Genomic DNA, 14,888 nt, shown 5'->3' with positions numbered 1-14,888 from the left:
TTGGCGGTCCAGGTGCTCGGCGAGCGTCAGCCCTGGGTAATACTCCATCACCAGATAGGCGGTGCCGTGGGCGGCGAGGACCTGGTGGATGCGCACGATATTGGGATGGTCGAGCCGGGCCAGGGTGCGGGCCTCGGCCTGGAACTGCTCCAGGCCGTACCGGAAGCCCTCCGCATCGTCGGTCGAGTCGGGGGTGACGGTGGTGCGGTCGGTGTCGCGCCCGGCGATGTCGCGCGGAAAGAATTCCTTGATCGCGACCCGCCGGTGCAGTCCCAGATCCCAGCCGAGATAGGTGATGCCGAAACCGCCGGGCTTGCCGAGCACCCGGCCGACGAGGAACTGGCCGTGCAGCAGGGTGTGCGGTGCCAGAGTCTTGGCCGGGCGCGGCGCCTGCGCGTCGAAGCCGCAGTGGGGGCACGGATTGCCCCCGCCGGTCTCCTTGAAGCAGCCGGGGCAGAGGGTCGCCGGGTTCGGGGTCGTCATGCCGCGGTCACTCGTGATCTTAAACTCGGCAGTTCGCACCACAAAGGCACGAAGATCACAAAGAAAGACAATGGGTTATTGTCATGGTGCACCTCACCTGGCTGGTGATCCACCATTTCAACGCAACACATTGAAATCCTTTGTGTCCTTTGTGTCTTTGTGGTGCAACTGCTCTTTCTAGGGTGATGCATTGGTTGGCGTCGCTAGTGGACGGCGCTGCGCTTGTCCACCCTGCGGACTCAGCCCGCGGCGGGCGGAGCGACCGGCCAGGTGAAGCGCTCGCCGCAGAAGGGCACGAACAGCAGCTTGCTCGCGCCGATCTCGATGGTGTCGTAGGGGGCCAGCGGCGCGGCGGCGAGGAGTTCGTCGTCGTTGAGATAGGTGAGACCGCGGCCGTCGCCGGGGGCGATGTAGAAGGTGTGACGCTTGGGGTTGTAGCTGATGACGGCGTGGTTCTCGCGGCTGATGCTGGTATCCCCGGCGATGGCGATATCCATGGTCGGGGCGCGGCCGATGAAGTTGCGTTCGCCGTGAATGCGGTAGTCGCGGCCCTGGTCCGGCCCCTCGATGCAGACCAGCCAGCCGACCACCGGGTCGATGCCGAGGCGCTTCTTGAAGATGCCCACGGTTTCCTCGGGGTCACCCCGCGGGGTGGCGCGGCTGCCGGCGGCCCGGGTTCTGGGGAAGTCCTCGGCGGCGGGCGCCGGTTCCAACCGGCCTACGGTTTCCCCAAGTTCGATCGACACACCGCAGTAGGGGCAGGTGGAATGGGTGCCGTCGTCGTAGAAATGTCCTTTGCCGCAGGATTTCATGGCCATGCTGTTGCTCCGTGGTGCCGCGCGGGTTCTCTTGCGGATTCTAGGGAATCGGCGGTGAGGAAGAAAGGCGCCTTTTCTCGGCAGTCCCGAATTTGGGTGGCCGCCGCCGGCAGCGTGTCGGCGGCGAGGCGGATGGTGGATGCGCTGCGCTTATCCACCCTACAAAACCGGCACCGCTGTAGGGTGGATAAGGCGCGCCGCTCGGTGTCAGGGACCTGGCACGGCGGTCGCGCGCGCCGCATCCACCAGGGGTCGCGCGATGCTACCGGAATTTGGAATTGCTGCTCAGCCCTCAGGCCATTGCTCGGTTACTCGCCCTCCCGTTTGAAGATCGACACAATGATGTTCTCCAGCAAGGCCGTGGCACCGGAGATGAAGACCCCGTTGCCCTGCTCGGCCAGGGCGCGAAAATAGGGTTCGGCCGGACCCTGGGCGATGGTCGACACCCGGAATCGGCTGGACCGCGCCGCGAACTCACGCGCCAGGCGGAAGGTGTCATCGATGGTGTCGGGATGCGCAGGCGCATCGCCAATCACCACGATGATGCCGTCGGCGGCCAGGTTCCAGGGCTGGGCCAGGGCCTGCGCGAGTCCGGCGTCCACCGCCTCCGGGGCATCCCCGCCGCCGTCCGCGCCCAGGGCGTCCAGAAAGCGTTCGAGCTCCGCCAGCCCGCCGCCCGTCATCGGGCTCAAGGGGGCGACCTGGGTCAGATAGGCCTCGTCGGACCCGCGGTCGCGATAGGCGACCACGCCCACCCGCAGCGTCTTGCTGAGCTCACTCAAGATCCGCACCAGCCCCTTGGCGTCGGCCCGCAAACTGGCGATTTCCTCCCCCATGCTCCCGGTGCTGTCCAGCACGATGACCAAATCGAGATCGCGCGGACGCAGCGCATTTGCCTCAGACCGCGCCGCGCGCTCCGCCGCCCGGGCGGTCTCGGCCTCGGCCCGGGCGGCGCTGAGGGCCGCGTCGGCGTCTGCGGCAGCGGCTTCGGCCGCCGCCACTTGCGCCCGCAGTTGCGCCAGCATCGCCTGATAGTCGACATGCTCTTTGCGGTAATAGGGCATGAGCACGATCATGATGATCAGAAAGGCGGCCATGGCCCCGGCGATCACGTCGAGCATCGACAGGTTGAAGATGTTGATTTCGCGGTTGCGGCGGCGCACGGTGCTGCTCCTTGGTCAGGCGGCCTTGGTCATGATTGCGGACCTCGATCAAGATTCCGGCCACTTGGGCTTGCCGGGTGCGTCGTCAGGCCATCCTGGCCTGACACCGTCAGGGCTGGAAGCCCTGACAACGCACGCCGTCGGCCGGGATCACGATCAAGGCCTGGTTGCTGCCGCGCGGAATCTGGGAATCGGGTGGACTGCGCTACGCTTGTCCACCCTACGTGCTTGTCCAATCTACGGGCCTGGTCCGGGTCAGGTCACGAACACGGCGGTGGCCGTGTAGTTGTCGTTGCCCGGTTCGGCCCGCGCCAGCAGGCGGACGGCCAGGGCGTGCAGCCAGGTGTCCGGGTCCGCGCTCTTGGCCAGCGTCACCTCCATCTCGGGCTCGGTGACGTACTCCCAGAAGCCGTCCGTGCAGAGCAGAAAGGCATCGCCGCGCGCCAGGGCCAGCGGGCTCTCCAGCACCGTGGGACGCACGGCGTCCGCGTTGCCCAGGGTGCGCAGGAGGCGGTTGCGGTCCTCGTGGAAGCGAATCTCGTCCGCGCGAATCTCCCCGGCGCGCGCCAGCACCTGGGGCACACTGTGGTCGGCGGTCTGAAAGTGCAGGCGACCGCCGCGAAAGTGATAGAGCCGACTGTCGCCGACATGGGCCCAGAGCGCACGTTCACCGTCGCTGCAAAGCACCACCAGGGTCGTGCGCATCCGCTCCAGCCGGGGGTCGCGGGCCTGCTGCTCCTGGATGGCCTGGTGGGCGCCGGTGATCGCCTGGGTCAGGGCCGCGTCGGTCGGCAGCGGCGCCCCGGTCAGTGCAGCAAGCATGTGATCCACCGCGATACGCGCGGCCACCGCCCCGCCCGCATGGCCGCCCAGCCCATCCGCGAGCACCCAGCAGCCGTCGCGCCAGGCGCAGACGTCCTGGTTGTCGGCACGCCCGCCGGCGCTGCTCAAGGTCGCCGTGTGCAAGGTCAATGCGCTCATGTCAGCAGGACCTCGAAGGCCACCGCGGGCGTCGCCAGGTGGAAGCGGTCGCCGGGGTTCAGGGTCACACACTGGCCCGCGGGCACGGGTGCGCCGTTGACGTAGGTGCCCTGGGTCGACCAGCAGTCCTCCAAGGTAAAGGCCCGGCGGGACACATCGTAGCCGACCAGGGCGTGGCGTTTGCTGACCTGGGCAAAGGTCAGCGGAATCACCAGTTGCGCCAGGGCCGGGTCGCGGCCGATGGCGATGCCGTCACCGGCGATGGGCAGGGTCGTGCCGACGTAGGGTCCGGCGAGGCCGCGCAGGCTCGGCGTGCGGAGCGTGGCGGCGGGCGCTGCTGACGCGGCTGGCCGGGGGCTCGGCCCACCCAAGACGCGGGTCACGCGCTCGCGCACCACCGCCCGACCGCGTCGGGAAGCGGCCAGCATCACCCCGGCCATCGACAGGGCCAGGAGCCCGGTGAGCAGCGCCGCCACCAGGGGTTCACGGTGCCACAATGAACCGAACGCGCCCACCCGGTCAGGCTCCACCCGGAACGGAATCCCTAGGCGCTCCAGGAACGGCAGGACCTCATCACTCGCCACCGCCCACCCAATGCCCTCGCCGATCGGCACCCGCCCCTCGGCGCGCGCGCCGGCCGCGTCGCGGGTCTCGACCACCGTCAGCGCCTTTTGCGTATTGACCCCGATCACCCGGCCGAAGGCATCGTACAAGGGTCCGCCCGAGTTGCCGGGGTTGATGGCCGCATCGGTCTGAATCAGGCGGGGCAACTCCGGAGCGGCCGGCCGCGGGTAGATGCGGCTCACCACGCCGCTGGTCACGCTGGGGTCGGCCATATCGGCACCGCTGGAATCATCCGCCGCGCCCGGGAAGCCGTAGGCGACCACCCGGTCGAGCTTGCGCACACTGGCGATCGGGGCGAAGTGCACGGCCGGGCGGTCCAGGCCCCGGTCGGTCTGGAGCACGGCCAGGTCACGGTGTTCATCATAGGACAGCACCCGCGCCGGGATCAGGTGCTCCCGGTCGGCCGCCAACAGCACGGCCGCGGCGCCGCCCTCCGCGGTACAGGCCACCACGTGCCAATTGGTGACGACATGGCTGCCGTTGCCCACCACGAAGCCGGACCCGGTGCCGAGCCGATCGCCCGCGGACGCCATGCAGAGCACGCGCACGGTGGCCGCGTCCATCCGCTCGCGGACGGCATCGTCGGCCGCCGCGGGAACGCACAGGAGCGCACCGAGCAGGCTGAGGATGCCGCGCGCGCCGTGACGCGGCCGGCGGGAAACGCCGCCGCGGGAGTGGTCCAAGTCGATCGCCATGCGGGCACCGATCCGGGTTGCAGGTTGAACGAGAATACCCCGTCGACCGATGGTCGCCCAACGGGATGAGCTGTAGGGTGGATAAGGCGCGCCGCTCGGTGTCAGGGACCCGGCACGTCGGTCGCGCGCGCCGCATCCACCAGGGGTCGCGCGATGCCGCCCAAACTTGGAATTGCTGAGATTACCCCGTCGACCGATGGTCGCCCAACAGTATGCGGCACCAGGGGGTCGGTGGACCTACTCGGTTCCCTTACCGAACAGCTTGTCATAACGGCGGTTGTCGCCGGGTTTGACCTCATAGCATTCATCGACCAGATGCGGGGTGCCGGCGGCGATCAGTTCGCTGACGGTGACGAACCGGTAACCGCGCTTGCGGATGGCGGGGATCAGGGTCGTGAGTGCCTCGGCGGTGTGCCACCCGCGGCCGTTGCCGTGGGCGATGACGATGGCCCCGGGCTTGAGGCTCGCCAGCACACCCTTGACGATCTGCGCCGCGGACTGGCCGGCCGCGGGGTCGCCGGTGACGATGCTCCATTGCACCGGATAGAGACCGGCGGCGGCCACCGCATCGAGCGCCGCGGCGCTGCAGGTCCCGTAGGGAAAGCGCAAGGTCCGCGGCAGCACAGGGATGCTGTCGTGCGCCTCGGCGGCGAACGGATGGGCGCAGGGACGGGCGAGCAGGTCCTCGCGCAGCAATTCATATTCGGCCTGGGTCCACTGAATCTGCTCCTCCAGTTCCCGGCCCCCGAGCACGCGCAGATTGCCGTGGGTCCAGGCGTGGTTGCCGAGTTCAAACAGGGGGTCCGCCATCAATTGCAGGGTGCGCTCGGGGTGCGAGCGCATCCATTTGCCCCCGGCGTAGAAGGTCGCCTTGACCTTCTCGGCGCGCAGGAAATCCACCAGCGCGCCGTCGTAGCCGGTGACGTCGCTGGCCTGTTCGCACAGGTCGAAGGTCAGGGCGACCAGCGGCTCGCCGTTGAAGGGTGCGACCGAGCGCAATGACCGGGCGAACGCGGGACCCAGCGCGCGATCGGGATGCGTCGGGGTCAGCCGCTCCGGCGGGCTGTGGTCCGCGGGCCGCTGTTGCCGGATCTTGCGCTCGCCGGGGCGCCCCTTGAGTTGCTCCGGGGTCCAGCAGGCGTCGAGGAGTGCCGCCGAACCCGGTCCGGAGATGGACTCAGCGGCAGCCGCGCTGTCCCGCGCGCCGGGCGGCGGCAGCGCATCGGCCGGAGGCGCGGCCGGGGCCTCGACCGGGAGCGCGGGCGCGGCGGGCTGGATAGTCAGGTCCAAGGACTGACCCGCGCGCGGGGGCAGGGCCTTGATGAGCGGAGACTCCAGCGCCGCGGGGATGGGCGCGATGGGCTCAGCCGCGACGCTCGGGACATCCGCCGCCGGAACGCTCCCCCACCCGACAGCCAGGACCAGGATCAGCGTCCGCGTCAATGTGCTTGCCATGCTGATTGTCTCTCTCCTCATTGACGCTTCAGGCCGCCGAAACGCTCGATACGCCAGACCCCATCGCGGGGCGCCATGGGCACCAGACCACGATAACTTTTGCAGAACCCTGGTGGATGCGGCGCGCGACCGCCGTGCCAGGTCCCTGACACCAAGGGGCGCGCCTTATCCACCCTACAAAAGAGTCCATTTTTTTGTAGGGTGGATAAGCGCAGCGCATCCACCATCAGCCTCGCGGCCGACACGCTATTGGCGGCGGCCACCCAAATTTGGAACTGCTGGCAGGGGATACCGCCCTGGACATCCAAGAGGTGAAGGAGCGAAGGATTAAGGGGTAAGCGTCCTGGCCACGCGAAAACCGAGGTCGATGCTCCGGTCGCCGGTGACGCAACTGAGGCGGTAGGCCGAGCGCAGGATCCAGGGGGCGTAGCCCCAAGACCCGCCGCGGAGCACGCGCCGCGTACAATCTCCGTTCAGCCACGCGTTACCATCTATCGGAGCCCCCTGGTAGCTGTTGTTCCAGCAGTCTTGTGTCCACTCGTACACATTACCGGACATATCGTACAAACCGAAGTCGTTGGGCCGATACATGCCCACCTGGGCCGTCTTGGCGGCGCCATCGTCGCATTTCAGATGCTCCAACGTGTGGCCTGTATTCATCCGTTTGCTGGTCTCGTCATGGCCGTTGGCATAGGCGCAGGCCAGGTCACGCCTGTCGCCCCAGAAATAGGCCGTAGGGGTGCCCGCCCGCACCGCATATTCCCATTCGGCCTCGCTCGGCAAGCGATAGGCCGTGCCGGTCTTGGCGCTGAGCCATCGGACGTACACCTTGGCGTCATCCCAGGAAACATTGATCACCGGGCGGGGGCCGCGGCCCCAGCCTTCATCCGCCGGCCGGTGCGTACAACCGTTGGCGGCCACGCAGGCGTCCCACTGGGCGAAAGTGACCTCGGTTTTCCCAAGTTCAAAGGCGGGAACCTGGACTTGATGTTGCGGACCTTCATTGTCTTCCCTCTCTAGCTCGCTGGGCGGCGACCCCATCAGGAAGGTCCCGGCGGGGATTAAGACCATCTCGGGCTCAAAGGGCTGGCGGGGTTGCTGGGCTGCACCGCGCTGGCTCACCCCAGGAATGTCGGAATCCACTGGATCAGCCGCCTGACGCTGTCCATAGCCCCAGAGGGAGAGACTGCCGACGCTAACGAGCGCCAAGGCCCCGGCAAGAACCGCCCCGGTGCGGTTGGGGCCTTTGGGCTGGGCTTGGGGTCGACTGCCCGCGGGACGGCGAGCGGCGACTTTGGGCGATGCGGCCGGTGCGGGCACGCGTGGAGGCGGCGTGGCCGGCTGCCCCGCGATCTGGCGCGGCCATAGGGCGGCCTGGAGGGCGGGCACGTCCAGTGGGCGGTTCTCGGGTTTCAACGCCAGGGCACGGTTGAGGGCGTCGCCCAGCGCCTGCGAGACCCCGCAGGCTTCAGCGGGGACCAGGTCGTCGCCGGCCATGCGGTCGTTGGCCGGCGGCGGGGTCTGGCCGGTGACCATGCGATAGAGCACTGCACCGGCGGCGTAGACGTCGGTCCAGGCGCCTTGCTTGCCCTTGCGGGTGTACTGCTCGAAGGGGGCGTAGCCCTCGGAGACGAGGACCGAGAGTGAGCGGCTGCGCTCGCCCATGGCCTGACGGGCGGCGCCGAAGTCGAGCAGGATGGGGCGCACCCCGCCGCCGTCCAGCCGCGCGAGATAGATGTTCTGGGGCTTGATGTCGCGGTGCAGGAAACCCTTGGCATGAACCGCGCGCAGGCCGTCGAGGATGGGCTGCATCAACAGCAGGGCCTCGGACTCCGCCAGGCGTCCGCCCGTGCGGTCGAGATAGTCCGCCAGCGTCAGACCGGCGTAGTACTCCATCGCCAGACAGGCGGTACCATTGGCCTCAAAGACCTGATGGATGCGCACGATGTTGGGGTGATCGAGCCGCGCCAGGGTGCGCGCCTCGGCCAGAAACTGCTCCAGACCGTAGCGGAAAGCGTCGGCGTCCTCGCGCGAGTGCGGCGCGATGGTGGCGCGGTCGGTGCCCCGGCCGGCCAACTCCCGCGGCAGGTATTCCTTGATGGCGACGCGCCGGTGCAGGCCCAGATCCCAGGCCAGATAGGTGATGCCGAAACCGCCGGGCTTGCCGAGCACCCGCCCGATCAGGAATTGCCCATTGAGCAGGGTGCGATGGGGCAGCAGCAGCGGCGCCCGCTCGGCCTGTTCGTCGTAGCCGCAATGCGGACAGGGATGCGCCCCGCCCGGATCGGTGAAACAACCGGGACAGAGTGCGTCGGGGGTCGGGTCCATCTCGCCTATCCTCTTTTCGGTTCGGGTCCGCGGGGGATTGTAGCTCTTTGAACACTGGCAGGAGGACGAGACCATGTCCCAGATTGCAGACCCGTCCGGCCAAAGCAGCCGCTGCCAGCCTCAGCCCCTGGAGTCCAAGGCTTCAGCCTTGGAGGGGGCGCCAACGCTGAGGCCTTGGACTCGATGTATCCTGTCTTCAACCGCCGCCGCAAATACCCGCCTGGAGAAATCGTCATGAGCCCATCATTGCTCGAACTGCCCATCGACGAGCGAATCCAGTTGGTAGAAGACCTGTGGGACAGCATCGCCGCGGACCAGAACGCCCTGCCCCTGACGAGCGAGCAGCGGGCTGAACTCGACCGCCGGATCGACGCCTACGCGCTGGATCGCAACCCCGGGCGACCCGCTGACGAGGTGATCGCCGACATCAGACGGCGGCTGTGACCGCCGAGGTCCGGCTGCGGCCGGAGGCCGAGCGCGACGTCGGCGAGGCCGCGGCCTGGTACGAGGGGCAGCGCGAGGGGCTTGGAGACGAATTCCTCGACGAACTCCTGAACACGCTGTCGATCATCGCGCAGCACCCGAACCTGTATCCCGTGATCCACCGACAAACGCACCGCGCCCTGATCCGCCGGTTCCCCTTCGGCGTCTTCTACCAGGTCGAGGGTCAGCAAGTCGCTGTGCTCGCGGTGATGCACGCCAAGCGCCACCCGCGACGCTGGATGGGTAGACTCTAGCGCGACCGCCGCTGCCGGGCTGAAGCCCGACCGACACCGACCGCGGCCCCGCCGGCAGGTCGGGCAGCGCGGGGCACGCGACAGGGCCATCGGTACCGGGCTTAGGCCGCGCAACCGAGCAGTACGGGGTTTGCAACCCAGTCCCGTCCATTTGGGGAGTCGCAGACGAAGCCTTGGCTGTTGGCTTCAGCTAGAACGTTTCGGACGGGGCGCATGCACCGTCCGGCCAAGTTAAAGGATCAAGGGGTCAGCGTCCTGGCCACGCGGAAACCGAGGACGTTGAACCGGAGCCCGGGAACGTACTTGCTGCGGTCGGCGGAGCGGAGATCTATGGGAAGGCTGATCCATGAACCGCCGCGCAGCACGCGCCGCCCACTCTCACCGCAAGAGCCACGCCACTCTGATCCGTCCTTCGGTGCACCGGTGTAACTGTCATGATAACAGTCCTGCACCCATTCCCAGACGTTGCCGTGTATGTCGTAGAGGCCCCAGCGATTGGCGGGGTAGCTGCCGACGGGCTGAGTCTTCTCATGGGAAACCCCGGTCTTGGCGCCGCAGCCGTTGTAATCGTGGTTGCCGTCGTAGTTCGCCTGCTCGGTGTTGATAAGTACATCAATACAATTGCTATGAGCCGCTTATTTATGCGAATTCTTAAAAATCAAGACGTTGCATTTATTGCGGCCTACAAATATTTAAATTGAGGTACTTACAGCGACCGGTACTGAACGGGGTGTTGGTCCCCGCCCGCGCCGCATATTCCCATTCGGCTTCACTCGGCAGACGATAGGCCCTGCCGGTCTTGGCGCTAAGCCATTGGACGTACGCTTGGGCGTCATGCCAGGAAACATCGATCACCGGACGGGTGCCGCGGCCCCAGCCTTCATCCTCAGGCCGGTGCGCACAACCGTTGGCAGCCACGCAGGCGTCCCATTGGGCGAAGGTGACCTCGGTTTTGCCGAGTTCAAAAGCGGGGATCTGGACTTGGTGTTGGGAACCTTCGTTGCTGTACCTCTCTGGCTCGCTGGCCGGTGACCCCATCAGGAAGGTGCCGGCGGGGACTCGGATCATCTCGGGCTCAAAAGGCTCGCGGGCTTGCTGGACTGCGCCGCGCTGACCCGCCTCAGGAGTCCTAGAGTCCACTGGATCAGACGCCTGACGCTGTCCAAAGCCCCAGAGTGAGAGGCTGCCGACGCTGACGAGCGCCAGGACTCCGGCGAGGGCCGCGCCGGTGCGGTTGGGGCCTTTGGGCTTGACTTGGGGTCGACTGGCCGCGGGTCGGCGAGCGGCGACCTTGGGCGGTGCGGCCGGTGCGGACGCGCGCGGGGGCGGCGAAGCCGGCTGCCCCGCGGTCTGGCGCGGCCACAGGGCGGCCTGGAGGGCGGGCACGTCCAGTGGGCGGTTCTCGGGCTGCAACGCCAGGGCACGGTTGAGCGCGTCGCTCAGTGCCTGGGAGACCCCGTGCGCGCTGGCGGGAACCAGGTCGTCGCCGGCCATGCGGTCGTTGGCCGGCGGCGGGGTCTGGCCGGTGACCATGCGGTAGAGCACCGCACCGGCGGCGTAGACATCGGTCCAGGCGCCTTGCTTGCCCTTGCGGGTGTATTGCTCGAAGGGAGCATAGCCCTCGGAAACGAGGACCGAAAGTGAGCGGCTGCGCTCGCCCATGGCCTGGCGGGCGGCGCCGAAGTCGAGCAGGATGGGACGCACCCCGCCGCCGTCCAGCCGCGCCAGGTAGATGTTCTGGGGCTTGATGTCGCGGTGCAGGAAACCCTTGGCATGGACCGCACGCAGGCCGTCCAGGATGGGTTGCATCAACATCAGAGCCTCGGACTCCGCCAGGCGTCCGCCCTTGCGGTCGAGATAGTCCGCCAGCGTCAGACCGGCGTAATACTCCATAGGTGATGCCGAAGCCGCCGGGCTTACCGAGCACCCGCCCGATCAGGAATTGCCCATTGAGCAGGGCGCGATGGGGCAGCAGCGGCGCCCGTGCGGCCTGTTCATCGTAGCCGCAGTGCGGGCAGGGATTGGCGCCGCCCTTCTCAGCAAAGCAGCCGGGGCAGAGGTGGTCGGCGTTGGGCTCGGTCATCGGGTGCATCCTGGCGGTGGCAGCGCGTGCGGCGGATTATCACCCGGATTCGCGAAAGCCGCACAGCGACCCTGGGGGAGCGGCGTCCCGCCGCGACGGGGCCGGGCGCGGCACCGCAGCGTTCGAGGTCACCACGCCACCGCATCGCGGCGGGACGCCGCTCCCACGGGGGACACGCATCGTCCGGGGCGCAGCGCAAGCCGATCCGTGCAGACCATTTGTGTTCAACTTGCTGTTGAAGCGTTACAAACGTCCGCCCGCATACAGACGGTTGATCAGGTTGGTGAGGGTGTAATGACCGGCCCGGTTCAGCGCGGATTCCTCCCGTGCCTGAACCAGGTTCATCAGCAGTACCAGGATGGCACTCTCCACCAGGGCCACCAGGGTGGTGTAGAAGCTGATACCCAGGGCCTTGGCGATATCCCCCAAGGGTTGCTCGTCGGCGGCGGGGTCGATCAGGTTCATGGCGAGCGAGATGCCGATGACGGTGCCGATGAAGCCGATGGTGGGGATGACCCACACCAGGTAGCGCAGCATGGCGTAACGCAGGTCGAGCCGGTGGTCGATCAGTTCCAGGCTGCTGTTCATGACGCTCACCGTCTGATCGACCGAACGGCTGGCGCGGAATTGCAGGATGCACAGGTCGATCAAGCTCGGCAGGAAGCCGTGCTCCGCGTCGTAACGGTCGGCGACCCGCGCGCGGATAGCGGGCAGGTCGTGCTCCTGGAGGATGACGCGGTAGTCCTCCGGCAGCAGGCCCTCGCGGTTCATGGCCTGCTCGCGCTCGGCGATGCGCCAGCGGCAGTAGACCTCGCCCAGACCGACGAAGAACAGCAGGTGCATCAGGTTCTGCACCGTGAACGGATAGACGAAGGGCGAGTTCGGCGCCAGGCTGGCGTTGTGGTCCAGGATGACGACCGCGGCAGGACCGCCGGCGGGCAGCAGCAGACTCAGCAAGCCGATGAAGAGCACCCCCGCGAGGAGCGACAGGCCCAGGATCAGGAGGCGGTTCGGCTGGTCCCACAGCCGGTTCATCGGGCGCACTCCGGGCAGGGCGCGCCGACGGTCTTGACGGCCCCGCAGTCGCAGCGCTCCAGGTGGCGTCCCTGCACCGGCGGCGGCCCCTCCTGGACGGGGGCGTGCGGGTCGGGTATCCGCGGGTATTTGAGCCGCGCCGCCTCCAGGATCTCGCGCACCGTCAGCGTCACTTCGCCCAGCCGCACCCGGTCCATGGGCGAGACCAGTTGCTGATGGATCCGCTGCTCGCGCCCTCCCGGCAGCAGGCGAAAGGTGCCGTTGCGGCTCTTGCAGTCCGTGAGCAAGAGCTTGCCCGCGGGCAGAAAGGTCAGTTCCGCATGACGGCCGCTCACGGTCTCGTGCGCCAGCGCGATATCGCAATCGCGGTCGCGGCCGATCAGCAGTTTGGTCGGGGATGCGCCCATCGGGGGTTCCTCCTGGATGGCGTTGACAGACCGGGGGCCAATGCTACGAAGCCGTTGGGGCGACCTGGAGCCCCCAACGCCATCATGAGCGCCGCGACGCGTCAGCTATTCCAAGTTCGGGCGGCATCGTGCAACCCCTGGTGGATGCGGCGCGCGCGACCGCCGTGCCAGGTCCCCGACACCGAGCGGCGCGCCTTATCCACCCTACAGCGGCGTCGGTTTCGTAGGGTGGATAAGCGCAGCGCATCCACCCTCAGCCTCGCCGCCGACAAGCTGCCGACGGCGGCCAACCAAATTTGGAACTGCCGGCGACGCGCCCGCTGATGACCAGGTTCAGTTAAATGGTGTACCCTCTCCGACCTTCTGGCAACCAGGTTTCGGAGGCATTTGAATGGCAGGCAACGGTAGCGCCCCGGTGCTCGGGATCATCGGCGGCAGCGGTGTCTATGACATCGAAGGGCTGACCAACAAACGCTGGGAGCGCATCGACTCGCCCTTCGGCGCACCCTCCGACGAACTGCTGTGCGGCGACCTGCACGGACAGCCTATGGTGTTTCTGCCGCGCCATGGCCGCGGGCACCGGATTCCGCCGTCCGACATCAACTTCCGCGCCAACATCGACGCTCTCAAGCGCGCCGGGGCCACCGATGTGATCTCGGTCAGCGCCGTGGGTTCGCTGCGCGAGCATCTGCGGCCCGGCATGTTCGTCATCGTCGACCAGTTCATCGATCGCACCTTCGACCGCGTCAAGAGCTTTTTCGGCACCGGTCTGGTGGCCCATGTGTCGATGGCGCATCCCGTCTGCCACCGACTTGGTGACCATCTGGAGGCGGCGGCGCGTGAATCCGGCATCGAGGTGGCGCGCGGCGGCACCTATCTGGTGATGGAAGGGCCGCAGTTTTCCAGTCTGGCCGAATCCGAGCTTTATCGCAGTTGGAACTGCGACGTCATCGGCATGACCAACATGCCCGAGGCCAAACTGGCACGGGAGGCGGAACTCTGCTACGCGACAGTGGCCATGGTCACTGATTTCGATTGCTGGCATCCGAACCATGACGACGTCACCGTCGATGCCATCGTCAAAGTGCTGCTGGCCAATGCCGACAATGCCCGCGGCCTGGTGAAGAAGGTCGCGCCGCGTCTGCACGGCGATGCCGACGCCGCCGCCTGCGGTTGCCGCCGCGCGCTCGAACATGCCCTGATCACCCCGCCCGAGGCACGCGATCCCGAGGTCGTCCGGCACCTGGATGCGGTGGCTGGTCGCGTGCTGAATCCCCGCTAACTGTTTTTCGGAAAAGATCCATGCCCATCAAGTCGCGCATTCGCACCGTTCCCCATTATCCCAAGCAGGGCGTGATGTTTCGCGACATCACGACGCTGCTCAAAGACCCGGTCGGCTTCCGCATCACCATCAATGAGCTGGTCAATCGCTATACGGCGCAAAAGATCGACCGGGTAGCCGGCATTGAGGCGCGCGGCTTCATCATCGGCGCGGCGCTGGCGTACCAACTGGGGGTCGGCTTCGTGCCGATTCGCAAGAAGGGCAAGCTGCCGGCTGAAACCGTCGGCCATGACTACGACCTCGAATACGGCACCGATCGCATCGAGATGCATGTCGATTCCGTGTCACAGGGCGAGAAGGTGCTGCTGGTCGATGATCTGATCGCCACCGGCGGCACCGCCACGGCGGCCTGCAAGCTGATCGAGAGCATGGGCGGCACGGTGGTCGAGTGTTGCTTCGTCATCGACTTGCCCGATCTCGGCGGGCGCCGGCGGCTCGAAAAGCATGGGCAGAAAGTGTTCGCGTTGTGTGAGTTTGAAGGCGATTGAACCTGCGTAGTCAGACCATCCTGGCCTGGCAGCGTCGGGACTGGAACGGTCAGGGCTGGAAGCCCTGACTACGCAGCGGTCGCGTGCACGACGCCCGGGCACTCGCCGGAATCATGATCAAGGCCCTAAACCTCGCCTAGGCCGGGATGCGTAATTTCTCTTCCTCTGGATCGAGCGTCGTTTTCGTCCAGAGCCGGTCGGCAACGGCAAACGGATCGACGTTGATCGTGTGCGCAAAGTCGCTCACCC

15 protein-coding genes are annotated in these 14,888 nt (G+C 67.2%); 4 read left to right on the top strand and 11 right to left on the bottom strand.

The window, feature by feature from the left end; all coding sequences use genetic code 11:
- From QZY03_RS02165 to QZY03_RS02135, 7 genes are all read right to left on the bottom strand, one after another.
- The coding region (locus QZY03_RS02165; protein ID WP_295577811.1) for a protein kinase at positions 1-483 on the bottom strand (483 nt) is incomplete at its 3' end.
- Between the two features lie 239 nt (positions 484-722).
- Positions 723-1,301, bottom strand: a complete 579-nt coding sequence (locus tag QZY03_RS02160) for an FHA domain-containing protein (protein WP_295577808.1) — start codon at positions 1,299-1,301, stop codon at positions 723-725.
- A gap of 308 nt (positions 1,302-1,609) precedes the next feature.
- Positions 1,610-2,464, bottom strand: coding sequence for a vWA domain-containing protein (locus QZY03_RS02155; protein ID WP_295577806.1), 855 nt, complete (start codon positions 2,462-2,464; stop codon positions 1,610-1,612).
- 255 nt (positions 2,465-2,719) lie between these two features.
- A complete protein-coding gene (locus QZY03_RS02150; RefSeq protein WP_295577804.1) occupies positions 2,720-3,445 on the bottom strand; it encodes a protein phosphatase 2C domain-containing protein in 726 nt (241 codons plus the stop codon).
- Positions 3,442-4,764 carry a trypsin-like peptidase domain-containing protein gene (locus QZY03_RS02145; protein WP_295577802.1) on the bottom strand — a complete coding sequence of 441 codons (1,323 nt, stop codon included), beginning with the start codon at positions 4,762-4,764 and terminating at the stop codon, positions 3,442-3,444. The genes QZY03_RS02150 and QZY03_RS02145 overlap by 4 nt, the downstream gene beginning before the upstream one ends.
- A 237-nt stretch (positions 4,765-5,001) precedes the next feature.
- The gene (locus tag QZY03_RS02140) at positions 5,002-6,219 is read right to left on the bottom strand and encodes a polysaccharide deacetylase family protein (protein WP_295577800.1); all 1,218 of its coding nucleotides are present in this window, start codon (positions 6,217-6,219) and stop codon (positions 5,002-5,004) included.
- A gap of 327 nt (positions 6,220-6,546) precedes the next feature.
- On the bottom strand, positions 6,547-8,547 hold the full coding sequence (locus tag QZY03_RS02135) for a bifunctional serine/threonine-protein kinase/formylglycine-generating enzyme family protein (protein ID WP_295577798.1): 2,001 nt from the start codon (positions 8,545-8,547) through the stop codon (positions 6,547-6,549).
- 234 nt (positions 8,548-8,781) lie between these two features.
- Here QZY03_RS02135 and QZY03_RS02130 point away from each other — a divergent pair, with 234 nt between their 5' ends.
- Together QZY03_RS02130 and QZY03_RS02125 are read left to right on the top strand one after the other, a co-directional pair.
- Complete coding sequence (locus tag QZY03_RS02130; RefSeq protein WP_295577796.1) at positions 8,782-8,991, top strand: addiction module protein; 210 nt, start codon at positions 8,782-8,784, stop codon at positions 8,989-8,991.
- Positions 8,988-9,284 (top strand): type II toxin-antitoxin system RelE/ParE family toxin, encoded by a 297-nt coding sequence (locus QZY03_RS02125; RefSeq protein ID WP_295577794.1) that lies wholly within the window; start codon positions 8,988-8,990, stop codon positions 9,282-9,284. Before QZY03_RS02130 ends, QZY03_RS02125 begins: the two co-directional genes overlap by 4 nt.
- Before the next feature lie 239 nt (positions 9,285-9,523).
- Here QZY03_RS02125 and QZY03_RS02120 read toward each other — a convergent pair whose 3' ends face one another.
- From QZY03_RS02120 to QZY03_RS02105, 4 genes are all read right to left on the bottom strand, one after another.
- Positions 9,524-9,889, bottom strand: a complete 366-nt coding sequence (locus tag QZY03_RS02120) for a formylglycine-generating enzyme family protein (protein WP_295577813.1) — start codon at positions 9,887-9,889, stop codon at positions 9,524-9,526.
- Positions 9,890-9,956: 67 nt separating this feature from the next.
- A complete protein-coding gene (locus tag QZY03_RS02115; protein WP_295577792.1) occupies positions 9,957-11,177 on the bottom strand; it encodes a bifunctional serine/threonine-protein kinase/formylglycine-generating enzyme family protein in 1,221 nt (406 codons plus the stop codon).
- 433 nt (positions 11,178-11,610) lie between these two features.
- Positions 11,611-12,402, bottom strand: a complete 792-nt coding sequence (locus QZY03_RS02110; protein ID WP_295577790.1) for a MotA/TolQ/ExbB proton channel family protein — start codon at positions 12,400-12,402, stop codon at positions 11,611-11,613.
- Positions 12,399-12,809 carry an FHA domain-containing protein gene (locus QZY03_RS02105; protein WP_295577787.1) on the bottom strand — a complete coding sequence of 137 codons (411 nt, stop codon included), beginning with the start codon at positions 12,807-12,809 and terminating at the stop codon, positions 12,399-12,401. Before QZY03_RS02105 ends, QZY03_RS02110 begins: the two co-directional genes overlap by 4 nt.
- A gap of 391 nt (positions 12,810-13,200) precedes the next feature.
- Here QZY03_RS02105 and QZY03_RS02100 point away from each other — a divergent pair, with 391 nt between their 5' ends.
- Entirely contained in the window at positions 13,201-14,091 is an 891-nt protein-coding gene (locus tag QZY03_RS02100; RefSeq protein ID WP_295577785.1) for an S-methyl-5'-thioadenosine phosphorylase, read from the top strand.
- A gap of 20 nt (positions 14,092-14,111) precedes the next feature.
- Entirely contained in the window at positions 14,112-14,639 is a 528-nt protein-coding gene (locus QZY03_RS02095; protein WP_295577783.1) for an adenine phosphoribosyltransferase, read from the top strand.
- Positions 14,640-14,888 lie beyond the last annotated feature (249 nt).

This window comes from uncultured Lamprocystis sp., from assembly GCF_903933125.1.
Lineage (GTDB): Bacteria > Pseudomonadota > Gammaproteobacteria > Chromatiales > Chromatiaceae > Thiodictyon.
This window is presented reverse-complemented; position numbering and strand designations above follow the sequence as displayed.